Origin of the sequence: Nocardioides daedukensis (genome assembly GCF_013408415.1) — a bacterium.
Taxonomy (GTDB): domain Bacteria; phylum Actinomycetota; class Actinomycetes; order Propionibacteriales; family Nocardioidaceae; genus Nocardioides; species Nocardioides daedukensis.
In genome coordinates this window covers 3112730-3135297 of the sequence record NZ_JACCAA010000001.1, presented here as the reverse complement: position 1 = coordinate 3135297, position 22568 = coordinate 3112730, and the positions used below count along the sequence as shown (strand labels likewise).

Here is a 22568-nt window from a genome sequence, read left to right as displayed (position 1 = left end):
AGGCCAGGTTCCGCGCCGGAAGGCTCAACGGACGGCCCGTGTTACCCGCTCGACCGAGCGAGGTGTCAGCAGCCAGTACGGGCAACACCACTGACTGCGACGGGCAGCTTGCCTGGCGCCGTGGCCTTCCCCGTGAGCACGCCGACCAGCGCCTTCATCGCTCCCGGCGTGTCCCCATAGGTCGCGATTCTCACCGGCGCCGAGGAACGGCCCAAGACATAGGGAGAGTCGGTGGCGACCACGATGTCGGCGCCTGCGGGAACATCTGCGCCGAACCCGACCAGGGCGACTCTCTTGCCACGGCCCAACGGGACACCGGCCGCGCGGGCGGCGGACTGCAGGCGCGTCACCCGGTCGGGCGATCCGGTGACGTGGATCCCTTCCGGCACGAGGTTTCCGCTGCAGGGCCCGGCAACCACCGTGACGGCCGCCGCGGACAGGGCCTGCGACGACTTGGCCTGGCTGCCCGCATCGGCCGGCTGCGACCGCTGGGCTGCCTGGTGGATCAGGTGGGCCAACGCACGCGTCGCGGCCTCCTCCAGTCGTGACCTCTTGAGCTCCCCGGACTTCACCGCTGCCACGATCCCGTCCCGGGCGGCGCGAACGTCAGCGGGCATCAACAGCACGTCGGCGCCGGCCTGCAATGACCTGACCGCTGCCTTGGCGGCGCCGTACTCCTCCTGGACCGCGGCCATGTCGAGGGCGTCGGTGATCACCAACCCGTCAAAGCCCATCTGATGACGAAGCAGCCCGGTGATCACCTTCTTCGACAGGCTCGAGGGCGTCCCGGGGTCCACGGCTCGTACGTCGATGTGCCCCACCATGATGGCGGGGACCCGGATGTCGACCGCGTCCTGGAACGGAACCAGGTCCGTGTTGGTCAACGCTGCGCGCGAACGCACCTGCACCGGCAGCTCCTCGTGGCTGTCCGCAGGCACGGAGCCGTGTCCGGGGAAGTGCTTGAGCACCGGCATCACTCCGGCCGAGCTGATCCCGTCGGCGGCGGCGATCACGTGTGTTGCCACCAGCCGGGGATCCGAGCCCGCCGAGCGCGATCCGATGGTCGGGTCGTCGGCTCCGGTGGTGACGTCGGCCGAGGGCGCGAAGACTGTCGTGAAGCCGAGGCCGGCCAGCTCTCGCGCGCTGCCCCGGGCCGCTGCCCTGGTCAGGGCGGGTCGATCCGCGGCACCGGCCGACATGAAGGCGGGGAACCGGGTGGCGCCACGCTTCACCCGCTCGACCACGCCGCCCTCCTGGTCGACGCCGATCATCAACGGACGGTCCACCGAAGTGCGAAGGTCCCGGTTGACCGCCGCGATCTGGTCAGTCGACTGCACGTTGTCGTCGAAGACGATCACCCCACCCAGGTGCAGCGAGGAGACGAGCTCGGAGGGCGACCCGGTGCCGCCGTAGCGCGCGACGATCACCTGCCCGGCGAGCTCGGCCAGGCCGAGCTTCGCCACCATCGCACGAGCCTTGGACCGGGCTTCGGGGCCCGGGTTCAGGCTCGCAGCCGGGCCGGGGGCGATGGTGGGCGTGTCACCGACGCGTACGTCGCTGGAGTCGGCGGACCCGCTGTCCGCGGGCTCTGTGGGGCTCGGGTCGCCCGAGCATCCGGTCGCGACCAGCGCGAGGCCGAGCGCACCGACCACACTGCGACGGAGCAACGAGGAGGACACAGTGCTCAAGGATGCCTCACGACGGAAGATCCATCGTGTGGCCGCCCTTGGCGAGGATGTCGCGCTCGGTGGCGGCGACGATCCCGAACAGGACCGAGTTGTCACCGACCCGGACCCGTCGGGGCACGACATGTCGGGTCGCTCGGACACCGGCGGTCACGGCCCGGAACGCGGCCTCGTGCGCCGGCGTCCAGCTCATCGCGTAGAGCTCGCGAACCTGCGCGGGAAGCGTCCCCCTCACCACCAGGTTGGTGCCCACGATCCCGACCCGCATGTGGCGCGGGACCGGCATGTCCTCGGCGATCGCCAGGCCGACCACGCGCGCCTCCTCGGTCAGGTGGAGCTGCGAGGGCTCGAGCCGGGCGGCCAGCCACTCGTCGAACTCGCGGGCACTCGAGGGAGCGACGGAGCGTGGCATCCCGAACAGCTCACCGAACCGCACCCACTCGGCCCAGAGCTCCTCGCGCTCGTCCGCGTCGAGCGGCCGCACCAGGGTCTCGAAGCAGACCCGCGACGAATCGGCGAGCATCGCCATCGTCCACAGCATCAGCTCCGGGTCGAACGCGTCGTACGGTGTGCCCTTGGGATAGTTCCCCTCGTCGCGCGCCAGCTCACCGGAGACCCTGGTGTGCATGGAGTGCACACCGTGCAGCACCCGGTCGGCCTGCTTCCTCGAGCCGAAGAAGATCGTCTCGAATGCCGCCGCCGTGCTGGACAGCCGCTGGAACGGCTTCTCCTTCGCTCGGGTGGAGTCGGAGGTGCCGACGTAGGGAACCGGATGGGTCGCGCCGATGATCAACGCCCGCTGGCCGTAGGTCTGTCCCACCTGCCGCTGCTCCTGCACATGGCGCAGCAGCGAGCCGGGCGGAAAGTAGCCATCCGTCGTGGCCTCGGACATCGGGTGACTCCTTCACGTCGGGCGGGGTCGGCTGGGGTGCGGGATCAACCGAGGTTGGCCTTCTCGGCCCCGATGGTGGTGTCGTCACCGTGCCCGGTGTGCACCACGGTCTCGTCGGGCAGCGCGAACAGCTTCGCCCTGATCGATGCCTCGATCGTGGGCCGGTCGGAAAACGACCGACCGGTGGCACCCGGACCGCCGTTGAAGAGCGTGTCGCCGGTGAAGACCGCGCCGAGCGACTCGACGTACACGCACACGGCGCCGGGGGCGTGGCCCGGCGTGTGCAGGATGCGCAGGGTGGCGCCGCCGACCTCGAGCTCCTGGCCGTCGGCCAGGTCGAGGTCCCACAGCTCGTCGGTGTGCGTCAGCTCCCACAGGGGCCTGTCGTCGGGGTGCAGCAGGATCGGGGCGGGTACGGCGTTGCGCAGCGCCGGCGCCACCCGCACGTGGTCGTCGTGGGCGTGGGTGCACAGGATCGCCTTCAGCGTGCGGTCCCCGATCACGGCACGGATCGCGTCCACGTCGTGCGGGGCGTCGATGACGATGCACTCGGTGTCGTCGCCGATCACCCAGATGTTGTTGTCCACCTCGTGAGTCTCGCCGTCGAGGGAGAAGGTCCCCGAGACGACGGCGTGGTCGATCCGCGCGGTCATCAGTTGCCCCCGTCCATGAGAACCACCGAGCGCAGTACGTCACCCGAGTGCATCTTGTCGAAGGCGGCCTCGATGTCCTCGATGCCGATCTCCTCCGAGACGAACGCGTCCAGGTCGAGCCGGCCCTGGGTGTAGAGGTCGACGAGCATCGGGAAGTCGCGGCTGGGCAGGCAGTCGCCGTACCAGCTGGACTTCAGTGCACCACCGCGACCGAACACGTCGATCAGCGGCAGGTCCGGCAGCTTCATGTCCGGGGTGGGCACGCCGACCAGGACCACGGTGCCGGCCAGGTCGCGGGCGTAGAACGCCTGCTTCCACGTCTCCGGACGACCGACCGCCTCGATCACGACGTCGGCTCCGTCGGCGCCGGGGTAGGTCTCTGCGGCGATCCGGGCGATCTCCTCGACCGGATCGGTCTTGGAGGAGTCGACGGTGTGGGTGGCGCCCATCTTCTTGGCCACCTCGAGCTTCTTGGCGTCGATGTCGACGGCGATGATCGGGCTGGCACCGGCGAGCGCGGACCCGGCGATGGCGGCGACGCCGACGCCTCCGCAGCCGATCACGGCAACGGACTTGCCGCGGGTGACCGCACCGGTGTTGATCGCGGCACCGATGCCGGCCATCACGCCGCATCCGAGCAGGCCGACCGCTGCCGGGCGGGCCTCGGGGTCGACCTTGGTGCACTGGCCCGCGGCGACCAGGGTCTTCTCCGCGAAGGCTCCGATGCCCAGGGCCGGGGAGAGCTCGGTCCCGTCCTCGAGGGTCATCTTCTGCGTCGCGTTGTGCGTGTTGAAGCAGTAGTGCAGGTCTCCGCGCTTGCACGCGCGGCACTCACCGCACACGGCGCGCCAGTTCAGGACGACGAAGTCGCCGGGGGCGACGCCGGTGACGTCCGGCCCGACGGCCTCCACGATGCCGGCCGCCTCGTGGCCGAGCAGGAAGGGGAACTCGTCGTTGATCCCGCCCTCGCGGTAGTGCAGGTCGGTGTGGCAGACCCCGCAGGCCTGGATCTTCACGACCGCCTCGCCCGGACCGGGATCGGGGACGTTGATGGTCACCACTTCGACCGGAGCGCCCTTTGCCTTGGCGACCACTGCTCTGACCTGCTGCACGGTTCCTCCTGCTCGTCGGCTGCCAGCGTCGCTGGCTTCGAGATCAGGCTATCGGCCCACCCGTCACGAGTGAGGGCGAGCATGCAACCTCCACGCTGGTCAACGCGTCTTGGGGTGGACGAGGATGGGCGGTGGAAGATGCAGGCGGCGACTCAGGCGGGCTCGACGACGATGGCAGCAGGACGGGGTTCGGCCAAGGACGCCGAGTTCAGTGCGTGGATGTCTGCGCGCCAACCCGCGCTGCTGCGGACGGCATACCTGCTGTGCGGTGAGCACCACGGCGCCGAGGACCTGGTCCAGGTCACCCTGGCGAAGGTCTACCTGAACTGGACGAAGGTCCACACCCGCGAGGCGATCGACGGCTATGCCCGGCGGATCCTGGTCAACGAGCACAACTCGTTGTGGCGCAGGGCGTTCAAGAAGCGCGAGACCCTCAGCGCCGAGATGCCCGAGTGGATCGCGACCCGTGACGTGTACGACGAGGGGCGCGGGTCGGCGCTGTGGGAGCTGGTCCAGACGCTCCCGCCCAAGCAGCGCGCGGCCGTGGTGCTTCGCTACTACGAAGAGCTCAGTGAGGCCGAGACCGCCGACGTGCTCGGCTGCAGTGTCGGCAACGTGAAGTCCCAGACCAGCAGGGCGCTGGCGACCTTGCGGGCCAACGCCCCAGCACATCAATTGAACCGGACCGATCACCTCGGGGAGGAGGAACGATGAACAACCAGGACGACGACGTGACCCGGTCACTGGCCAGGTCCTTGGGCACCGAGTTCCACCACCGGGCCGACCGGATCACCGAGGGACCTATCAGCCTCGACGCGGTCAAGACCAGGGCAGGCACGATTCGTCGGCGCCGGGCAGTGACGGCCGGCGTGGCCGCCTTGGCGGCGGTGGCGATCATCGCTCCCCTCGGCATGTTCGCCGCCGGGGCCTTGGACACGGCGGACTCCGAACCCCCGGTGGCCACGAGCTCGCCCAGCCCCTCCACGACGGACGGGACCTCCCCGACACCCACGCAGGCACCGGCGAGACCCGACAGCCCAGTGGTCATCGATCTCGACGCGCCCCAGGGCGCGGACCCGAAGCTCGACTACGTCGACGCGCAGACACTCCACCGCGCGGACGGTTCGACGGTGGAACTCGAGCGGGCCTACGAGTACGTCGTCCGGGCCGGCGACGAGTACGTCGCTGCTTGGCCCACCCAGAGCGAGGAGGGCAACCAGATCGACATCCTCGACGAGAAGGGCGAGGTCGTCGAGACCTCCAACTCCGGTAGCCGCCCGGTGAGCTCAGCCGACGGCACGGTCGCCGCCTGGATCGACATCGACGGGGTGATCCAGACCCGCGGGAACGGGGTCACCACACAGATGGCCGAGCTCGACCACCCTGCCCACATCCCGTTCGCGATCAGCGGATCCGGGGACTGCAGGGACACCGAGGACAGCCAAGGGTGTGCCGTCTACTTCCAACCCAACGGCGAGGGCGACATACCGGGCCAGGTGGCCTTCTCGAACGGTGAGGTGGCCAGCCCGGCAGGTGAGTTGCAGAGCGTCCTCGACGTGGACAAGGACGGTCGACTGGCCGGCACGTTCAGCTCGTCGTACGCCGACCCGACGGTCCCGCTCATCAGCGCAGTCTTCGACGTGAGGACGAACACCGAGGTCGTGCGATTCGACGAGATGGCGTTCGACATGACCAGTGCCGGGTTCTCCCCGGACGGGAACCACGTCGTCGGCCGTCGACAGAGCAAGGACCCTGCCCTTCCCTCGCAGCTGGAGGTGCTCGACATCAACACCGGCGAGACGGCACTGGAGATCGACACCGAGGAATCACTGCCGGATGAGATCAACCTGCTCGACACCCACTGGGAGGACGACAGCCACCTCCTGGTGCGGGTCAACCACGCCGGCGGGGACGTGCCGACGTACTCCCTCTTCCGGGTCGGCCTCGACGGGACCGTGGAAAGCGTCCTCGAGCAGGATTACCAGAACGGGACGATGACCACGCCCTGGATCTTCGTCGACTGACCACTGACCCGCAGCTTCCACGCGGTGGGCTGGCAGGTCAGCCGAGGGGCGACGAGACGACGGTCCCGACCGGCTGCGAGGAGTCCGCCGGGAAGTCCAGCGACGAGGGGCCGTGGCCGCGGGCCACGATCTCGGAGCCGAGCGCGGCGATCATCGCCCCGTTGTCGGTGCACAGGCTGCGCTTGGGCACCCGCAGCTCGATGCCCTTGGCGCTGGCCCGTTCCTCGGCCAGGACACGCAGGCGTGAGTTGGCCGCGACGCCCCCACTGATCACCAGGTGCTCGATGCCGGACTCCACGCAGGCGTCGATCGCCTTGCGGGTGAGTACGTCGACCACGGCTTCCTGGAAGCTGGCCGCCACGTCGTTGATCGGGACGTCCTCCCCGGCTCGTTGCCGGGCCTCGACCCACCTGGCGACCGCGGTCTTGAGCCCGGAGAAGGAGAAGTCGAAGCGGTGCCGCTCGAGGTCCTTGCGGGAGGTGAGTCCGCGCGGGAAGTCGATCGCGACCGAGTTGCCCGACGCAGCGGCGGCGTCGATCACCGGGCCGCCGGGATAGGAGAGCCCGAGAAGCCGGGCGACCTTGTCGTAGGCCTCCCCTGCCGCGTCGTCGATGGTGGCGCCCAGGGAGACGATGTCGGAGCTGATGTCGTTGACCCGGAGCAGGTTGGAGTGTCCGCCGCTGACCAGCAGCGCGAGCGTCGGCTCGGGCAGCGCGCCGTGCTCGAGCTGGTCGACCGCGACGTGGCCGGCGAGGTGGTTGACGCCGTAGATCGGCTTGTCCAGGGCGAATGCCAACGCCTTGGCCGCGCCGACGCCGACCATCAGCGCGCCGGCCAGGCCGGGTCCGCTGGTCACCGCGATGGCGTCCACGTCGTGCAGCTTCACCGAGGCGCGCTCGCAGGCTAGCTCGATCATCGGCACGATCGACTCCAGGTGCGCGCGCGAGGCGATCTCGGGGACCACTCCGCCGTAGGGCGCGTGCTGCTCCATCGAGCTGGCGACCGCGTCCGCGAGCAGGGTGTGGCCGCGGACGATGCCGACCCCGGTCTCGTCACAGGACGACTCGATCCCGAGGACCAGTGGCTGGTGGGCGGACTGGTTCATGCGTTGCTCCAGTTGCACGACGGACCGAGCGAGCGCTTCATCACGATCGCGTCGGAGCCGTCCTTGTAGTAGCGCTCTCGGACGTCGATCTGGGTGAACCCGGTGGCCGCATAGAACCCGAGACCCTCGCGGTTGAGGGAGGAGACCTCCAGCAACATCCGGTCCACGGACTCCTCCTTGGCGGCATCGACGAGGTGCTCCAGGAGCAGGCCGGCGATGCCCTCGCGGTGCCGCTGCGGGTGTACGCCGATCCGCACCAGGTCGGCGATGTCGCCACTGGTCATCGTGATCGCGTAGCCGACCACCTCGGGCTCACCATCGCTGTCGTCCTCCAGCACCACGAAGGTCCGCCCCGGGCGCTCCAGCTCGTCGAGCAGGCTCTCCTCGTCCCAGGCCTCGGCACCGAAGAGCTCGTCGTCGAGCTCGGCAACGGTCTCCAGATCGGTCGCCTTGGCCGGACGGATCGAATTGGGCCCGATCACGAGACTGCCTTCGGACGCGACGGCATCACGGCGTCGGGACGACGCAGGTAGAGCGGGTCCGGATCGAGCAGCTCGGCACGCTCCTCGACCACTGCCCGGCCGAGCCAGCCGGCACCGGGCCGGGTCGGGCCGACTCCGTTCGGGAACGAGTCGGGATAGAGCTGGGCACCCTCGCCAACGACCGGCAGTTCACTTGCCACGTCGGCCGGACGGTCGACGGAGGGTTCGCTGGTGCGAGCGCCGTCCTCGTCATAGGAGGCCCAGTAGACCTCCTTGCGGCGCGCATCAGTGGCGACCAGGAACGGTCCGTCGACGGCGCCGGTCACGACCGCCTCGACGGCGAGCGCGTCGAGCGAGCACACGCCGTACACCGGGACCTCCAGGACCATCGCAAGGGTCCGCGCGGTGGCGAGGCCGACCCGCAGGCCGGTGAACGGACCGGGCCCGACCCCGACCGCAACGGCGGTGATGTCGATCCGGTCGGCGCCCGCGTCGGCGAGCACCCCGGCGATCATCGGCGCCAGCTGCTCGGCGTGCTTCATCAGGTGCTCGCTGCGGCGTTCGGCGACCACCGTTCCAGCGTCGTCGAGCAGGGCGACGGTCACCTGCGGGGAGGCAGTGTCAAGGGCAAGGAGCACGGAAAGAGATTAGCGCCCGGGCACCGAACGGGGCCCATCTGGCTCCCCGCTGATCGCCCTTCCACCCACCACCAGGTGTCGCAGCATCCCTGCCGCGACCAGGATCCAGGCCACGATCGCGACCCACACCCAGGCCTCACCGATCGATGCGACCAACGGCAGGTGGTCGGCGCGGCCCAAGGACATGCTGGCCACGGCATACATCCCGAGCGGGAAGATGATGCTCCACAGGGTGGGCTCATAGCGCAGCGGCACCCGGCGCAGCCCGTGCCGCCAGAAGCCGGCGGCGAAGAGCACCGGCAGCAGCCAGGTGGCGAAGCACCAGAAGACGACCGACAGCCCCGCCACCAGCCCGCGGATCGCGTCGACCATCGGCGTCGAGCCCATCTCCACGATGTTCGCTCCGGCCACGACGGTGATCGCGATCGCGCCCATGGAGACCCAGTAGGGCGGGTCGAACTCCTCGGGGGCCAGCGGATAGAGCATCAGCCGCAGGGAGACGAAGACCGCCGAGGCGGCATAAGTGACCACGCCCACCGACCAGGCCAACACCGCCAGGACCGCGAGCTCGTGCGCGTCGTGGACGGCGGACAGGGTCGCCGCGACAAGCGCCACCGACTGGCTGGCGACCACCCAGATGAACCAGGTGCCGTTGGCCCTCAGCACCACCGGCCGCTCCTCGCGGCCCATCACCGCGCTCCACGGCACGATGTAGCCCAGCAGCAACCAGACCACGCCTCCCACAGCCAGGGCGACCGCGGTGACGGCGTACCACCCCTCCATGCCGGCTCGGGCGCCGAGCACGTTGGTGCCGGCGACGAAGGTGAAAAAACCGAAGGCCCGCTTCGGGTCCCGGAAGTCCGCCAGCATCAGGCTGCCGAAGGCGACGGCTCGCCACCCGGTCAGCACGACGAGCACGACATAACCCACCACGCCGGTGGCCAGGAACGCGTGCGAGAGCAGTTCCTGGCCCTGCAGCTGCAGCGCGACGGAGATGATCCCGGAGGCCATCACGAACGCGAAGTAGCCCGGGCTCAGCGCCGCGACGCCGCGGGTCAGTCGCGGCGCCCCGCTCAGGTCAGGGTGTGCCATGGGGTGTCCAGCCATCGTTTCCCGATCGGGCGTACGACGACCTGCCGGACGTCGGTGTCCTCGACAGAACTGACATCGCCCAGGGTCCGGACGATGTCGATCTCGAGACGGTCGTCGGCCAGCCCCTCGGCCAGGCCGGCGCCCCACTCCACGACCGTCACTGCCTCGGCGAGGGTCATCTCCAGGTCGAGGTCGTCGATCTCGTCGATGGACCCGAGCCGGTAGGCGTCGGCATGCACCAGCGCCGGGCCACCCACCAGCGAGGGGTGGACCCGGGCGATGATGAAGGTCGGCGAGGTGACCTCGCCACGGACCTGCAGACCGGCGCCGATGCCCTTGGTGAAGGTGGTCTTGCCGGCACCGAGGTCGCCGGTGAGGATCAACAGGTCACCGGCTCGGAGCAGGGCGGCGAGTCGCTGACCGAACGTGTGCGCAGCCTCGGGAGTGGGCAGCTCGAGCCTGATCGGGAAGACCTTCACCATGTGCAGCGTCTCGCCCTCGCGACCGGCTTGGACGAAGCCGTTGTGGTCCCAGAACGCGACGGAGGCGGGCAGCTCGACACGAGCCACCACACGGAGCGCGGTGATCCCCAGGGAGAGGGCATGTTCCTCGGCCGCGCGCACCAGGTCACCGGCCACCCCGGACCCCTGTGCCGTGGGGACCACCCCGAAGCGGCGCAGGACCAAGGTGTCGCCCTCGCGACGGAAGATCAGCGAACCGAGCGCGACGCCGTCCTCGGTGAGCAGCAGGCCACCGTCGGTGGCCAGCGCCGTGGCGACGGACTCGAGCGTCTCGAGCAGCGCGGGAGCAGGTGGGTCCAGCGGTGGCCGGGCACCGAACGCTGCCTGGATCACGCCAAGGACGTCGGCTGCTGCCTCGGGCCCGACGACAGTCGTGGTGCGGCTCATCCGGCGGGATCCCGCCAGTGCTCGTCCGCGGCAGCGATCAGCTCGTCGAGTGCCTTGTTGACCTCGATGTGCCGCTCCATGATCACCATGTGACCCGCGCCCTCGCACTCCACGAGAGTCGAGTGGGGCAGCAGCGAGTGCATCTTGCGGCTGTGTCCCACCGAGGTCAGTCGGTCGGCGGTGCCGCAGAGGATCGTGGTGGGGATCCGGTCGAGCGCGTTGAGCACGGCGAACTTGTCGAGCGAGTCGAAGCCGGGGAAGAACTCGGCGAGCACGTCGAACGGGGTACTGGCGAGCATCTGGTCGACGAACTTCACGTATTCGCCGGGGACGTCGCTGCCGAAGGCGAAACGGTCGGTCGCCACGATGGCGAAGTCCTTGCTCAGGCGACGTACGCCCTCGACCATCCGGGCGCCCTTGGAGAGGCCCAGGATGGTGCGGCTGAGCATCTGGCCCCCGAACCCCTTGGGCAGCATCGGCAGGAGCACGTGGTGGGGCTTGAGGCCACCGGCCGTCGTGGCCATCAGGGCCACGCCGACGATCCGGTCGCCGAAGAGCTCGGGGTGTGCCTCGGCCAGCGCGATGATCGACATCCCGCCCATCGAGTGGCCGACCAGGACGACCGGCCCTTCGGGGACCACTTGGGCAAGGACCTCACGCAGGTCGACGCCCAGCTGCTCGATGGTGGCGTTCTCCGCCTGGGATCGGCCCGAACGGCCGTGGGAGCGCTGGTCGTAGTAGACCGCGCGGATCAGCCCGCGATAGCCGGCGCGCTGGAAGTGCCAGCAGTCCAGGTTCAGCGCATAGCCGTGCACGAACACCAGGGTGGGGGCGCCCTCGGGACCACCCTCGGCTTCGTCGATCTCGACGTGCAGCGGTACGCCGTCCTCCGCCACGACGGTGTGGCTCGGGGAGTGCAGCGACCCCAGCTCGATGTGCTCGCCGCTCCCTCGCCGGGCGATGACGGCGCGGCGGCGGGCGACGTCGACGGCTCCACCGACCACGGCCACACCTGCGGCGCCCGCGGCGATCTGGAAGATCCTCTTGGCGATGCTCACGACGCTCCGGCCTCCGAGTCGACGTGGCGCCGGGACAGGCGTCCGCCGATCTGGGTGACGATCTCGTAGTTGATCGTGCCGACCACCTCGGCCCAGTCCTGCGCGGTCACGGCACCGTCGTGGCCGGTCCCGAAGAGCTCGACAACCTCACCGGGGGTCGCGTGGTCGTCTCCGAGGTCGATGACGAACTGGTCCATGCACAGGGTGCCGCGGATCGGGCGGCGCTTGCCGTTGAACCAGACTTCGGCGCGGTTGGAGGCCGCGCGGGGCAGGCCCTCGCCATAGCCGGCCGGCACCAGTCCGAGCGTGGTCTCCTGCTCGGCAGTCCAGCGATGGCCGTAGGAGACCGATTCGCCGGCCGCGAGTCGCTTGACCAACGAGAGTCGTGCCTGCAGGGTCATCGCGGGCACCAGTCCCAGGTCCTCGGTCACGCCGGGCGCGGGGTCGAGGCCATAGCTGGCGATTCCGCAGCGGACCATGTCGAAGTGGACGCTGGGCCGCAGCACGCTGGCGGCGCTGTTGGCGAGGTGACGCACCTCGGGGGTGAGGCCGGTCTCCTCGACGACGGCCAGCGCATCGCGGAAGACCTGCTCCTGGCGGTCGTTGGCCGGATGCTCGGGCTCGTCGGCGCAGGCGAGGTGGGACCAGATCCCGGTGACCCGGACGTGTCCGGCCTGCTCGGCGTCGCGTGCGGCCGTGGTCAAGGCTGGCCAGTCGACCGAGGTGCACCCGCTGCGGGAGAGTCCGGTGTCGATCTTGAGCTGCACCCGGGCAGTGGTTCCCTGCTGCTCGGCTGCACGGGCGATCTCGCGGAGCTGATCGAGCGAGGAGGCGGTGACGTCGATGTCGCGCTCGATGGCGGAGGCGTAGTCCTCGCCCGGGACGCCGAGCCAGCACAGGACGCGGCCCCGGTCGTGGCCGTCGCGCAGCGCCACGGCCTCGTCGATGGTCGCCACGCCGATCCAGTCAGCGCCTGCCTCGCGGGCAGCCCGGGCCACCTCGTGCATGCCGTGGCCGTAGCCGTCAGCCTTGACCACCGTCATCATCTTCGGGCCGGAGCGGTCGGCGGCGCGGGTCAGTTCTCGGAGACGACGGACGTTGTGACGGATGGCGGCCAGGTCGACCACGATCTCGGCTCGAGCCCCTTGTTCGGGGCTTGTGGGTCGCGCGGACATGCCTGCGATTCTTGCATCCCCGGACTCCGGTCCGGCGACGCGGCACGTCGTGCAGGTTCGGGTCCCCCTGTGCCACGATCACCCGGATCAGCGTGTACGTCGGGCCTTCACGATCAGCCGGTGACGACTCGGCGTACCGCATCACCGATCGCGGCGGCGACGTCTCCGGCCGTGATCGGTCCCCCGCCGGAGGCCAGGGTCGCCGCGGCGCCGTGCAGCCAAGCGCCCAGGGCGGCCGCATCGTGCAGGCCCAGGCCGACCTGGTCGCCGCTTGCCACGATCGAGCCGATCAGCCCGGCGAGCACGTCCCCTGCGCCCGCTGTCGCCAGCCACGGGGTGCCGGTGGTGTTGACCCAAACGTGAGGACCGGGCGCCGACGACGAGCCGGGCCTGGCGATCAGGGTGCGCCTGCCCTTGAGCAGCACCACGGCGTCGAAGTGGGCGGCCGCCTCACGCACCCAGTGCAGTGGCCGACTCTCGATCTCGTCGCGCTCGACGTCCAGCATCCGCGCCAGCTCGCCGGCGTGCGGGGTCAGGATCAGGCGCGGCATGCCGGGACGGACGTGCACCAGCGCATCGGCGTCGACCACGACGGGCACGCCGTCGGCCAACGCCTCGTCGAGCTCACGGCCGGCCTCGTCGCCGGAGCCGCACCCGACGACCCAGGCATTCACCCGCCCTCCACCGGCGACCACCTCCGGGTGCGCGGCGCGCACCTGGTCGGTGAGTCCGTCGGGACCGACGTAGCGAACCATCCCGGCCAGGCCGCTCGAGGCACCCGCGGTGGACAGCAGGCCCGCGCCCGGGTAGCCGCCACCGGTGCGCAGCCCCACGACGCCGCGGGTGTACTTGTGCGAGTGGTGCGACGGCACGGGCAGCAGCCGCGACACGTCGGTGGTCCCGAGGGCGCCGACATCGGCGGTGGGAAGGTCGAGTCCGATGTCGACCAGGGTGACCACACCGCAGTGCGCCGCAGCCGGATCGATGAGATGGCACGGCTTGTGCGTCCCGAAGGTCACCGTCAGGTCGGCGGTGACGTGCGCTCCCGCCAGCTCACCTGAGTCCACGCCGACACCGCTGGGCACGTCGACCGCGACGACCGGAACCCCCTCGAGCTCGGCCAGGAGGGCAACCGCGTCGGGCCGCAGGCCGGGACGCCCACCGATCCCGACGATGCCGTCCACGACCAGGTCGACGGTGCCCCGGGCCGAGAAGTCTGCCGCGGGGCATGAGGTGCCCCCGGCACGGTGCAGCGCCGCGAGACCGGCCGGATGGGCATCGGGTGAGAGGAGCACGGCTGTGACTCCGGCACCGCGCCGGGCCAGCAGCGCGCCGGCGAAGAGTGCGTCGCCACCGTTGTCGCCCGAGCCCACGAGGAGCACGATCCGGCGCCCCCGGGCACCACCCAGGAAGTCGATGATCGCCGTGGCCAGGCCGGACGCGGCGCGGGCCATCAGCGCGCCGTCAGGGAGTGCGGCGAGGAGCCTGACCTCCGCGGCCCGGACCTGATCGACCCTGTGAGCGCTGCGCATCGGTGATCACGCCTCGATGACGACGTACGCCGTGGCTATCCCGCCGTCGTGCGAGAGCGAGAGGTGGATCGAGCTGAACCCGGCGGCCTCACAGGCCGCGAGGACTGTGCCGGTGACCTGGAAGCGCGGTCGCCCGGACTCCTCCTTGACCACCTCGGCGTCGTGCCAGCCCAGACCTGGCGGGGCACCGAGCGCCTTGGCGATCGCCTCCTTGGCCGCGAACCTGGCCGCCAGGGACTGGTTCGACAGGGCGGCCTCGGCAGGGGTGAAGAGCCGGTCGCGCAGGTTGGGCGTGCGCTCCATCGTCTCGACGAAGCGCGCAACGTCGACGACGTCGATCCCCACCCCGACGATCACCTGGCGCTCACTCCACGGTGACGGACTTGGCCAGGTTGCGCGGCTGGTCGACGTCGTTGCCCATGGCAGTGGCCAGCTCGCAGGCGAACAGCTGGAGCGGGACCGCTGCGACGAGCGGCTGGAGCAGGACCGGCACCTTGGGCAGCGTGATCAGCTTGTCGGCGTAGGGAAGGATCTTCTCGTCGCCCTCCTCGGCCAGGCAGATCGTGTGCGCGCCGCGGGCGCGCACCTCCTGGATGCCGGAGATCATCTTCTCGTGGAGCTGGTCGCGTCCGCGCGGCGGAACCACGCAGAGCACGGGCAGCCCCTCGGCGATCAGCGCGATCGGGCCGTGCTTCAGCTCGCCGGCCGCGAAGCCCTCGGCGTGGATGTAGGCGAGCTCCTTCAGCTTCAGTGCACCCTCGAGGGCCACCGGATAGCCGGCGTGGCGCCCGAGGAAGAGGACCGACTTGGTCTCCTTGTGGCTGCGGGCCAGCTCGTAGATCTCCTCGGCACTCTCGAGCACCTTCTCGATGTGCGCCGGCATCGCTTCCAGGTGGTCCATCCACTCGTTGATCTCGTCGCCGTAGCGGGTGCCCTTGACCTGCGCGAGGTAGAGCGCGAGCAGATAGCAGGCGACCAGCTGGGTCAGGAACCCCTTGGTCGAGGCGACGCCGATCTCGGGACCGGCGTGGGTGTAGATCACCGCGTCGGACTCGCGCGGGATGGTCGAGCCGTTGGTGTTGCAGATCGCCAGCACCTTCGACTTCTGCACGCGGGCGTGCCGGATCGCCTGGAGGGTGTCCGCGGTCTCGCCGGACTGGCTGATCGCCACGACCAGGGTCTCGCGGGTCAGGATCGGGTCGCGGTAGCGGAACTCGGAGGCGAGCTCGACCTCGACGGGGATCCGGCACCAGTGCTCGATCGCATATTTCGCGACCATGCCGGCATAGAAGGAGGTGCCGCAGGCGATGATGATGATCTTATCGATGTCGCGCAGCTCGTCGTCGGACAGTCGCACCTCGTCGAGCTGCAGCAGGCCCTCGGCGGTACGTCGTCCCAGCAGCGAGTCCGCGACGGCGCGGGGCTGCTCGAAGATCTCCTTGCGCATGAACCAGTCGTGGCCGTCCTTCTCCGCAGCGGAGAGGTCCCAGTCGACGTGGTAGCGGGTGCCCTCGGCCGGGGAGCCGTCGAAGCCGGTGACCTCGACGCCCTCGCGGGTGATCGTGACGACCTGGTCCTGGCCGAGCTCGAGCGCGTCGCGGGTGTGCTCGATGAACGCGGAGACGTCCGAGCCGAGGAAGTTCTCACCCTCACCGATGCCGACGACCAGCGGGCTGTTGCGGCGCGCGGCCACCACCCGGTCGGGGTCCTGGGCGTCGACGGCGACCAGGGTGAAGGCGCCCTCGAACTGCTGGCAGGCCCGCTGCATGGCCGTGGTCAGGTCGACGCCCTTGCCGAGCTCGCGCTCGAGCAGGTGGGCGGCGACCTCGGTGTCGGTCTCGGAGAGCAGCTCGTGGCCCTCGGCCTCGAGCTCGGCGCGGAGCTCGGCGAAGTTCTCGATGATGCCGTTGTGCACCAGGGCAAGGCGCTGTTCCCCGCCGAGGTGGGGGTGCGCGTTGCGGTCGTTGGGGGCACCGTGGGTGGCCCAGCGGGTGTGCCCGATGCCGATGGTCGAGGCGGGGAGCGGGTGCTCGTCGATGGCCTTGTCGAGGTTGGCCAGCTTGCCGGCGCGCTTGTCGGAGGCGATGGAACCGTCGTTCACCAGGGCGATGCCGGCCGAGTCGTATCCGCGGTATTCGAGTCGTCGCAATCCCTCGATCACGACACCCTGAGCCTGCTTGCTACCGACGTAGCCGACGATTCCACACATGCGCCGAAGTGTATCCGTCCGAGCCCACACTCATGGCAACTGCAAGAATGCCGATCATGTCTTTGCCCGCTGGCTCTGAGAGCCGCGACCATGGCCGTGAGGTCTCGCCCTACATCGAGCTCGCTCGAGACGCCTGGGCAGCTCTTGCCGAGTCCACGCACCAGCCGTTGAGCAACACCGAGATCGAGCGGGTCCGCGGGCTCGGCGACGAGCTCGACCTGGACGAGGTCCAGCAGGTCTATCTCCCGCTCTCGCGCCTGCTGAGCCTCTATGTCGAGGCCGCGGGCCGGTTGCACCGCCGCCAGCAGGCCTTCCTGGACTTCCCCACTCCCCCGCGTACGCCGTTCGTGATCGGGCTGGCCGGGTCGGTCGCGGTGGGCAAGTCGACCACCGCCCGGGTGCTGCAGCAGATGCTCGCGCACTGGCCCGAGCACCCCTCGGTGTCCTTGGTCACCACGGACGGATTCCTGTTCCCGAACGCCGAGCTCGAGCGGCGTGGCCTGCTCGATCGCAAGGGGTTCCCGGAGTCCTATGACCGCAAGGCGCTGCTCCGGTTCGTGGTGGACATCAAGTCCGGCAAGGACGAGGTGGAGGCCCCGATCTACTCCCACGTCGACTACGACGTCGTGCCCGACCGCAAGATCGTGGTGCAGAGTCCGGACATCGTGATCGTGGAGGGCCTCAACGTCCTGCAGCCGGCCCGGGTGCGCGAGGACGGCAAGACCGGTCTGGCAGTCAGCGACTTCTTCGACTTCTCGGTCTATGTCGACGCCGCGACCAGCGACATCGAGCGCTGGTACGTCGAGCGCTTCCTGCGGCTGCGCGAGACCTCGTTCCGTGACCCGTCGAGCTATCACTCGAAATATGCCGACCTCACCGTCGAAGAGGCCACCGTCGAGGCGAAGCGGATCTGGAACAGCATCAACGGCCCGAACCTGAACGCCAACGTGCTCCCGACCCGCTCACGCGCAAACCTGGTGCTGCGCAAGGACCGGGACCACTCCGTGCGCTATGTGCGGCTCCGCAAGCTCTGAGCGACTCACTCGCCCAGCGCCAGCGACTTCCAGATCCCGCGCCACGCCCGCTCGGACAGCGCGTGCGGCACCCCGAGGTGGCGGGCCTGGACCAGGGTGACCACCCGGCCGTCGCGCTCGAGGCAGGTCACCAGCATCTCGGCTGTCCTGCCCGCGCACCCTGCTTCGAAGACCGACATGTCGAAGCGCACCGAGGCCTGCACGGCCGCTGAGCCGTCGGCCAGGGTGACCGCGGAGACCTGGCGCTGGCTCATCGGCGCGATCCGTCCCCGGTCGTTGGTGGCATAGCCGCGGGCCCAGGACTCCAGCTCCCGCACGGCCACCTCGCGAGCGCGTCCTCGCTCGGGGTCTGCGACGACCACCCAGGCGCCGGCGATCGGGGTACCGTCCTCGGTGCAGTCGTTGCCGAACCACCTCGCCGCGCCGGTGCCGGTGACCTTCGGCCGTCCGTGCGAGCCGGGGAAGGCGACGTCGTCTCCCGCCGGGCTGATCACCCAGTCGTGGCCGCCGGGCACGGCGTACGTCGTGGGCAGTCCGGCATCGATCGCCTCCGCCACCACAGGTTTCCAGTCGGCGTGCCCGGAGGCCGAGGCCGTGACCGGGGCAGTCTCTTGGAATCCCACTACGCCTGCGGTGCTGGCTGCAGTCAGGGCGAGCACCACGCTGGCCGCACCCAGGATCCGGGTGAGGCTGCGCAGCGAGGGGATCGGCGCACGACTCATGCAACCGAGCCTAGGACGCTCGGATGGTGGGTGCGACCGAGCTCAGCGGTGCCTGTGGAGAGACCGGTGGAGCGGCTCGTTCAGCCGAGCGCGAGGCGCTCGCGCACGACCGAGGCGAGGTCCTCGGCGACCCGAGCGGCCTGCTCGCTCGTCGGCGCCTCGACCATCACCCGGACCAGGGCCTCGGTGCCGGAGGGACGCAGGAGCACGCGTCCGTCCTCGCCCAGCTCGGCCTCGGCCTCGGCGACCGCAGCCGCGAGGACGGGGTCCTCGTCCGCGCGGGACTTGTCGACGTCGGGGACGTTGACCAGCACCTGCGGCAGCCGGGTCATCACGGCCGCCAGGTCGCCGAGCGACTTCCCGGTCGTGGCCATCCGCTCGAGGACGTGCAGGGCGGTGAGGATGCCGTCACCGGTGGTGGCGTGCTCGGACATGATCACGTGGCCGGACTGCTCGCCGCCGAGGCCGTAGCCGCCGGCCTTCATCGCCTCGAGGACGTAGCGGTCGCCGACCTTCGTCTGGCGAACCTTCACACCGTTGGCCTTCAGCGCCTGGACGAAGCCGAGGTTGCTCATCACGGTCGCGACGACCACGTCGTTGGGGAGCTTGCCGGCGTCGCGCAGCGACAGGCCGAGGATGGCCAGGATCTGGTCACCGTCGACCACCTCGCCAGCCGCGTCGACGGCCAGGCAGCGGTCCGAGTCGCCGTCGAGGCCGAAGCCTGCGTCGGCACCGTGCTCGAGCACCGCGCGCTGCAGGTTGCCCAGGTGGGTGGACCCGCAGTTGTCGTTGATGTTGAGTCCGTCGGGGTCTGCGTGGATCGCGATCACCTCGGCGCCGGCATCGCGCAGCGCCTTCGGGCCGGCCTGCCAGGCCGCTCCCTCGGCGCAGTCGAGGACGACCTTGAGGCCCTCGAGCGGGCGCGACACGGTGCTGGTCAGGTGCGCGGCATAGTCGTCGACCGCCGCTGCATAGGTGGAGACCCGGCCGACGTCGCCACCGGTCGGGCGTTCCCACGGCTCGCGCAGGCGCTGCTCGATCGCGATCTCGATCGCGTCGTCGAGCTTCACGCCGCCGCGGGCGAGGAACTTGATGCCGTTGTCGGGCATCGGGTTGTGCGAGGCGCTCAGCATCACGCCGAGGTCGGCGTCGAGCGAGGCGGTCAGGAAGGCGACGCCCGGCGTGGGCAGGACCCCGAGCAGGAGTACGTCGACCCCTGCCGAGGCCAGTCCGGCCACGACCGCTGCCTCGAGGAACTGCCCGGAGATCCGGGTGTCGCGTCCGACCACCGCCACGGGGCGGTGTCCGGAGAACTCACCCCGGTCTGCCAGGACGTGCGCTGCAGCAACGGACAGGTCCAGAGCCAGCTCGGCGGTGAGTTGTCCGTTGGCGAGGCCACGGACTCCGTCGGTGCCGAACAGATTCTTTGCCATGTAGTCGCTCCTGGGTCGCGTGATGAGGTTCGTGGGCAGGTAGGGGCGGAAATGAAGGAAGGCGGCCCGGGACGGGCCGCCTTCCGACGATAGCGGTGCCGGTCACCCGGCGCGCAGGATCAGCGCTTGGAGAACTGGGGCGCCTTGCGGGCCTTCTTGAGACCAGCCTTCTTGCGCTCGATGACGCGGGCGTCACGGGTGAGCAGGCCGGCCTTCTTCAGCGACGGGCGGTTGGCCTCGACGTCGATGGCGTTGAGGGCACGGGCCACACCGAGGCGCAGCGCACCGGCCTGGCCGGTGATGCCGCCGCCGTGGATGCGGGCGATGACGTCGAAGCGACCCTCGAGCTCGAGGTTCGCGAACGGCTCGTTGACAACCTGCTGGTGCAGCTTGTTCGGGAAGTAGTCGTCCAGCTCGCGGCCGTTGACGGTCCAGTTGCCGGTGCCGGGGACGAGGCGCACTCGCGCGACGGCCTCCTTGCGACGGCCGGTGGCGTTCGCCGGGGCGATGGTGGCCGGCTTGAGGGGCGCGTCAGCGGACGGAGCGGACTCCGAGCTGTAGGCGATGCCCTCTTCGTTGGTCTCGAAGGTCTCTTCGACCTCGGCGGTGTTTTCGTTCTCGCTCACGTTGATTTCCTTGTCTGCAATCACTGGGAGATCTGCGTGATCTCGAACGGGGTGGCCTGCTGGGCCGCGTGCGGGTGCTCAGGGCCGGAGTAGACCTTGAGCTTCTTCAGCATCTGGCGGCCCAGGCGGTTCTTGGGGAGCATGCCCCAGACGGCCTTCTCGATGGCCTTGCGGGCGTCCTTCTCGAGGAGCTCACCGATGGGGGTCGAGGAGAGACCACCCGGGTAGCCCGAGTGGCGGTAGGCCAGCTTGGTGGTCTTCTTGTTGCCGGAGAGGGCGACCTTCTCGGCGTTGACGATGATCACGAAGTCACCCATGTCCATGTGCGGAGCAAAGGTAGGCTTGTGCTTGCCACGCAGGAGGTTCGCGGTCTGGACGGCGAGTCGACCCAGGACGACGTCCTGGGCATCGATGACGAGCCATTCGCGCTGGATGTCAGCGGGCTTGGGGCTGTAAGTACGCAACTTGAGTTGCTCCACTTCAGTTCGTTGGGCCCGACCAGGGATGCCTGGGCGGGTGGTGGTGCTGACGTCTTCTGACGAACACTGCCCGGTTCCACTTCGTCCGGGTCTGCACCCTTGCGGGCGCGGCAGGAGACGCGACTGTCAAGAATAGGGTTCGGCCGTCGACGAGGTCAAAACGAGCCGTGCGCCCCACCAGCAGCGGTGTTCGACGCGTCCGTCTCGGGTACTGGTCAGTAACGCGGGGATGGACGACCCCACGTGGTGTCCCGAGACACAACCGAATAGGTTGGGGACCGACACATATACGAGAGTCCACGACACTCTTTCACGACAGGAGCCGACGTGACCGACGTACCGGCCGTCACAGCTGACAACCAGTCCCTCACGATCAGGGACAACCGCACGGGCAGTGAGTACGACGTACCGATCGTCGACGGCACCATCAAGGCCGCCGACCTCGGCAAGATCCGCACCGACGACGAGACCCCCGGCCTCGCCGTCTACGACCCCGGATTCGTCAACACCGCGTCCTGCCGCAGCTCAGTCACCTACATCGACGGTGACAAGGGAATCCTCGAATACCGCGGCTACCCGATCGAGCAGCTCGCCGAGAAGTCGAACTTCCTCGAGGTCGCCTACCTGCTGATCCACGGCGCCCTGCCCACCAAGGCGGAATACGACGCCTGGGAGCACGAGATCACCTACCACACGTTCGTGCACGAGAACGTGAAGTCGTTCATGCACGGCTTCCGCTACGACGCACACCCGATGGGCATGCTGATGGCTTCGGTGGGCGCGCTCTCGACGTTCTATCCCGACGCGCGCAACATCGATGACCCGGCCAACCGGCACATGCAGATCGTCCGGATGATCGCCAAGATGCCCACCCTCGGCGCATGGTCGTTCCGTCACGCGCAGGGCAAGCCGTTCGTCTATCCCGACAACGACCTGGGCTACACCGCCAACTTCCTCTCGATGCTCTTCAAGATGAGCGAGAAGAAGTTCGAGGCCGACGAGCGCCTGGTCAAGGCCCTCGACGTCCTGTTCATCCTGCACGCCGACCACGAGCAGAACGCCTCGACCAACGCGGTGCGCTCGGTGGGCTCGACCCAGGTCGACCCCTACTCGGCCGTCTCGGCCGGCGTCGGCGCCCTCTTCGGCCCGCTGCACGGTGGGGCCAACGAGGCCGTGCTGCGGATGCTGCGGCGGATCGGCTCGAAGGAGAACATCCCCGCCTTCATCGACGGCGTGAAGGACGGCAACGAGCGCCTGATGGGCTTCGGCCACCGGGTCTACAAGAACTACGACCCGCGCGCCAAGATCATCAAGAAGTCCGCCGAGGACGTCTTCGAGGTCACCGGGACCAACCCGCTGCTCGAGATCGCACTCGAGCTCGAGAAGATCGCCCTCGAGGACGAATACTTCGTCAAGCGGAAGCTCTACCCCAACGTGGACTTCTACTCGGGCCTGATCTACGAGGCCTTCCAGTTCCCGCCGGAGATGTTCACCGTCCTCTTCGCGATCGGCCGTACGCCGGGCTGGCTTGCCCAGTGGCTCGAGCTGGTCCAGGACAAGGAGCAGAAGATCGCTCGTCCGAAGCAGATCTACACCGGCGAGCGCAAGCTCGACTTCGTCGCGTCCAGCGAGCGCTGGGCCTGACCTCACCGGCACCAGCAGGGCCCCGACGCCACGGCGTCGGGGCCCTGTCGCATTTCTACGGCGTC

General features: G+C 69.4%; 22 protein-coding genes. 4 read left to right on the top strand and 18 right to left on the bottom strand.

From position 1 onward, the window contains the following. Positions 1-65 precede the first annotated feature (65 nt). From BJ980_RS15395 to BJ980_RS15380, 4 genes are read right to left on the bottom strand one after another with little or no spacing between them, the layout of a single operon-like run. Entirely contained in the window at positions 66-1679 is a 1614-nt protein-coding gene (locus BJ980_RS15395; protein ID WP_343047923.1) for a glycoside hydrolase family 3 protein, read from the bottom strand. A 16-nt stretch (positions 1680-1695) separates the two neighbouring features. Next, positions 1696-2577: an oxygenase MpaB family protein gene (locus BJ980_RS15390; RefSeq protein ID WP_179503098.1), complete on the bottom strand. Its 882-nt coding sequence runs from the start codon at positions 2575-2577 to the stop codon at positions 1696-1698. Between the two features lie 44 nt (positions 2578-2621). Beyond that, a complete protein-coding gene (locus BJ980_RS15385; protein WP_179503097.1) occupies positions 2622-3230 on the bottom strand; it encodes an MBL fold metallo-hydrolase in 609 nt (202 codons plus the stop codon). Beyond that, on the bottom strand, positions 3230-4342 hold the full coding sequence (locus BJ980_RS15380) for an S-(hydroxymethyl)mycothiol dehydrogenase (protein ID WP_179503096.1): 1113 nt from the start codon (positions 4340-4342) through the stop codon (positions 3230-3232). Before BJ980_RS15380 ends, BJ980_RS15385 begins: the two co-directional genes overlap by 1 nt. Before the next feature lie 138 nt (positions 4343-4480). On the opposite strand from BJ980_RS15380, the gene BJ980_RS15375 reads away from it, so the two are divergent. Together BJ980_RS15375 and BJ980_RS15370 are read left to right on the top strand one after the other, a co-directional pair. Next, entirely contained in the window at positions 4481-5056 is a 576-nt protein-coding gene (locus BJ980_RS15375) for a SigE family RNA polymerase sigma factor (protein ID WP_246279985.1), read from the top strand. Next, positions 5053-6366: a hypothetical protein gene (locus BJ980_RS15370; RefSeq protein ID WP_179503095.1), complete on the top strand. Its 1314-nt coding sequence runs from the start codon at positions 5053-5055 to the stop codon at positions 6364-6366. The genes BJ980_RS15375 and BJ980_RS15370 overlap by 4 nt, the downstream gene beginning before the upstream one ends. A 37-nt stretch (positions 6367-6403) precedes the next feature. Here BJ980_RS15370 and tsaD read toward each other — a convergent pair whose 3' ends face one another. The 10 genes from tsaD to glmS all read right to left on the bottom strand — a co-directional run bounded on the left by tsaD (position 6404) and on the right by glmS (position 16565). Next, entirely contained in the window at positions 6404-7471 is a 1068-nt protein-coding gene (gene tsaD, locus BJ980_RS15365) for a tRNA (adenosine(37)-N6)-threonylcarbamoyltransferase complex transferase subunit TsaD (protein WP_179503094.1), read from the bottom strand. Beyond that, the gene (rimI, locus tag BJ980_RS15360) at positions 7468-7953 is read right to left on the bottom strand and encodes a ribosomal protein S18-alanine N-acetyltransferase (RefSeq protein WP_179503093.1); all 486 of its coding nucleotides are present in this window, start codon (positions 7951-7953) and stop codon (positions 7468-7470) included. The genes tsaD and rimI overlap by 4 nt, the downstream gene beginning before the upstream one ends. Beyond that, complete coding sequence (tsaB, locus tag BJ980_RS15355) at positions 7950-8591, bottom strand: tRNA (adenosine(37)-N6)-threonylcarbamoyltransferase complex dimerization subunit type 1 TsaB (protein WP_179503092.1); 642 nt, start codon at positions 8589-8591, stop codon at positions 7950-7952. The genes rimI and tsaB overlap by 4 nt, the downstream gene beginning before the upstream one ends. Positions 8592-8600: 9 nt before the next feature. Beyond that, complete coding sequence (locus BJ980_RS15350; RefSeq protein ID WP_179503091.1) at positions 8601-9683, bottom strand: tellurite resistance/C4-dicarboxylate transporter family protein; 1083 nt, start codon at positions 9681-9683, stop codon at positions 8601-8603. Further along, complete coding sequence (gene tsaE, locus BJ980_RS15345; RefSeq protein ID WP_179503090.1) at positions 9665-10591, bottom strand: tRNA (adenosine(37)-N6)-threonylcarbamoyltransferase complex ATPase subunit type 1 TsaE; 927 nt, start codon at positions 10589-10591, stop codon at positions 9665-9667. Before tsaE ends, BJ980_RS15350 begins: the two co-directional genes overlap by 19 nt. Further along, positions 10588-11649 carry an alpha/beta fold hydrolase gene (locus BJ980_RS15340; protein WP_179503089.1) on the bottom strand — a complete coding sequence of 354 codons (1062 nt, stop codon included), beginning with the start codon at positions 11647-11649 and terminating at the stop codon, positions 10588-10590. Before BJ980_RS15340 ends, tsaE begins: the two co-directional genes overlap by 4 nt. Continuing rightward, positions 11646-12824 carry an alanine racemase gene (alr, locus tag BJ980_RS15335; protein WP_179503088.1) on the bottom strand — a complete coding sequence of 393 codons (1179 nt, stop codon included), beginning with the start codon at positions 12822-12824 and terminating at the stop codon, positions 11646-11648. The genes BJ980_RS15340 and alr overlap by 4 nt, the downstream gene beginning before the upstream one ends. Positions 12825-12937: 113 nt before the next feature. Next, positions 12938-14356 (bottom strand): NAD(P)H-hydrate epimerase, encoded by a 1419-nt coding sequence (locus BJ980_RS15330; protein ID WP_179503087.1) that lies wholly within the window; start codon positions 14354-14356, stop codon positions 12938-12940. A 6-nt stretch (positions 14357-14362) separates the two neighbouring features. Beyond that, a complete protein-coding gene (locus BJ980_RS15325; RefSeq protein ID WP_179503086.1) occupies positions 14363-14713 on the bottom strand; it encodes a holo-ACP synthase in 351 nt (116 codons plus the stop codon). 7 nt (positions 14714-14720) lie between these two features. After that, positions 14721-16565, bottom strand: coding sequence for a glutamine--fructose-6-phosphate transaminase (isomerizing) (glmS, locus tag BJ980_RS15320; RefSeq protein ID WP_179503085.1), 1845 nt, complete (start codon positions 16563-16565; stop codon positions 14721-14723). Between the two features lie 56 nt (positions 16566-16621). Between glmS and coaA the strand changes: the two genes are divergently transcribed. Then, complete coding sequence (gene coaA, locus BJ980_RS15315) at positions 16622-17599, top strand: type I pantothenate kinase (RefSeq protein ID WP_179503084.1); 978 nt, start codon at positions 16622-16624, stop codon at positions 17597-17599. A 5-nt stretch (positions 17600-17604) separates the two neighbouring features. Here the strand turns inward: coaA and BJ980_RS15310 are convergent, their stop codons facing one another. The 4 genes from BJ980_RS15310 to rplM form a co-directional block, all read right to left on the bottom strand. After that, a complete protein-coding gene (locus BJ980_RS15310) occupies positions 17605-18321 on the bottom strand; it encodes a DUF8017 domain-containing protein (protein ID WP_179503083.1) in 717 nt (238 codons plus the stop codon). An 80-nt stretch (positions 18322-18401) separates the two neighbouring features. Next, positions 18402-19754, bottom strand: a complete 1353-nt coding sequence (gene glmM, locus BJ980_RS15305) for a phosphoglucosamine mutase (RefSeq protein ID WP_179503082.1) — start codon at positions 19752-19754, stop codon at positions 18402-18404. 119 nt (positions 19755-19873) lie between these two features. After that, the gene (rpsI, locus tag BJ980_RS15300) at positions 19874-20386 is read right to left on the bottom strand and encodes a 30S ribosomal protein S9 (protein WP_179503947.1); all 513 of its coding nucleotides are present in this window, start codon (positions 20384-20386) and stop codon (positions 19874-19876) included. A gap of 14 nt (positions 20387-20400) precedes the next feature. After that, on the bottom strand, positions 20401-20844 hold the full coding sequence (gene rplM, locus BJ980_RS15295) for a 50S ribosomal protein L13 (protein ID WP_179503946.1): 444 nt from the start codon (positions 20842-20844) through the stop codon (positions 20401-20403). 342 nt (positions 20845-21186) lie between these two features. Here rplM and BJ980_RS15290 point away from each other — a divergent pair, with 342 nt between their 5' ends. Continuing rightward, positions 21187-22503 carry a citrate synthase gene (locus BJ980_RS15290; protein WP_179503081.1) on the top strand — a complete coding sequence of 439 codons (1317 nt, stop codon included), beginning with the start codon at positions 21187-21189 and terminating at the stop codon, positions 22501-22503. The last annotated feature ends 65 nt before the right edge of the window (positions 22504-22568 follow it).

Bases quoted from the DNA above. Each gene is read 5' to 3' on its own strand.
- BJ980_RS15390 (WP_179503098.1), bottom strand. From the start codon at position 2,577: ATGTCCGAGGCCACGACGGATGGCTACTTTCCGCCCGGCTCGCTGCTG.
- BJ980_RS15385 (WP_179503097.1), bottom strand. From the start codon at position 3,230: ATGACCGCGCGGATCGACCACGCCGTCGTCTCGGGGACCTTCTCCCTC.
- BJ980_RS15375 (WP_246279985.1), top strand. From the start codon at position 4,481: ATGCAGGCGGCGACTCAGGCGGGCTCGACGACGATGGCAGCAGGACGG.
- BJ980_RS15370 (WP_179503095.1), top strand. From the start codon at position 5,053: ATGAACAACCAGGACGACGACGTGACCCGGTCACTGGCCAGGTCCTTG.
- tsaD (WP_179503094.1), bottom strand. From the start codon at position 7,471: ATGAACCAGTCCGCCCACCAGCCACTGGTCCTCGGGATCGAGTCGTCC.
- BJ980_RS15350 (WP_179503091.1), bottom strand. From the start codon at position 9,683: ATGGCACACCCTGACCTGAGCGGGGCGCCGCGACTGACCCGCGGCGTC.
- tsaE (WP_179503090.1), bottom strand. From the start codon at position 10,591: ATGAGCCGCACCACGACTGTCGTCGGGCCCGAGGCAGCAGCCGACGTC.
- alr (WP_179503088.1), bottom strand. From the start codon at position 12,824: ATGTCCGCGCGACCCACAAGCCCCGAACAAGGGGCTCGAGCCGAGATC.
- BJ980_RS15330 (WP_179503087.1), bottom strand. From the start codon at position 14,356: ATGCGCAGCGCTCACAGGGTCGATCAGGTCCGGGCCGCGGAGGTCAGG.
- glmS (WP_179503085.1), bottom strand. From the start codon at position 16,565: ATGTGTGGAATCGTCGGCTACGTCGGTAGCAAGCAGGCTCAGGGTGTC.
- coaA (WP_179503084.1), top strand. From the start codon at position 16,622: ATGTCTTTGCCCGCTGGCTCTGAGAGCCGCGACCATGGCCGTGAGGTC.
- BJ980_RS15310 (WP_179503083.1), bottom strand. From the start codon at position 18,321: ATGAGTCGTGCGCCGATCCCCTCGCTGCGCAGCCTCACCCGGATCCTG.
- glmM (WP_179503082.1), bottom strand. From the start codon at position 19,754: ATGGCAAAGAATCTGTTCGGCACCGACGGAGTCCGTGGCCTCGCCAAC.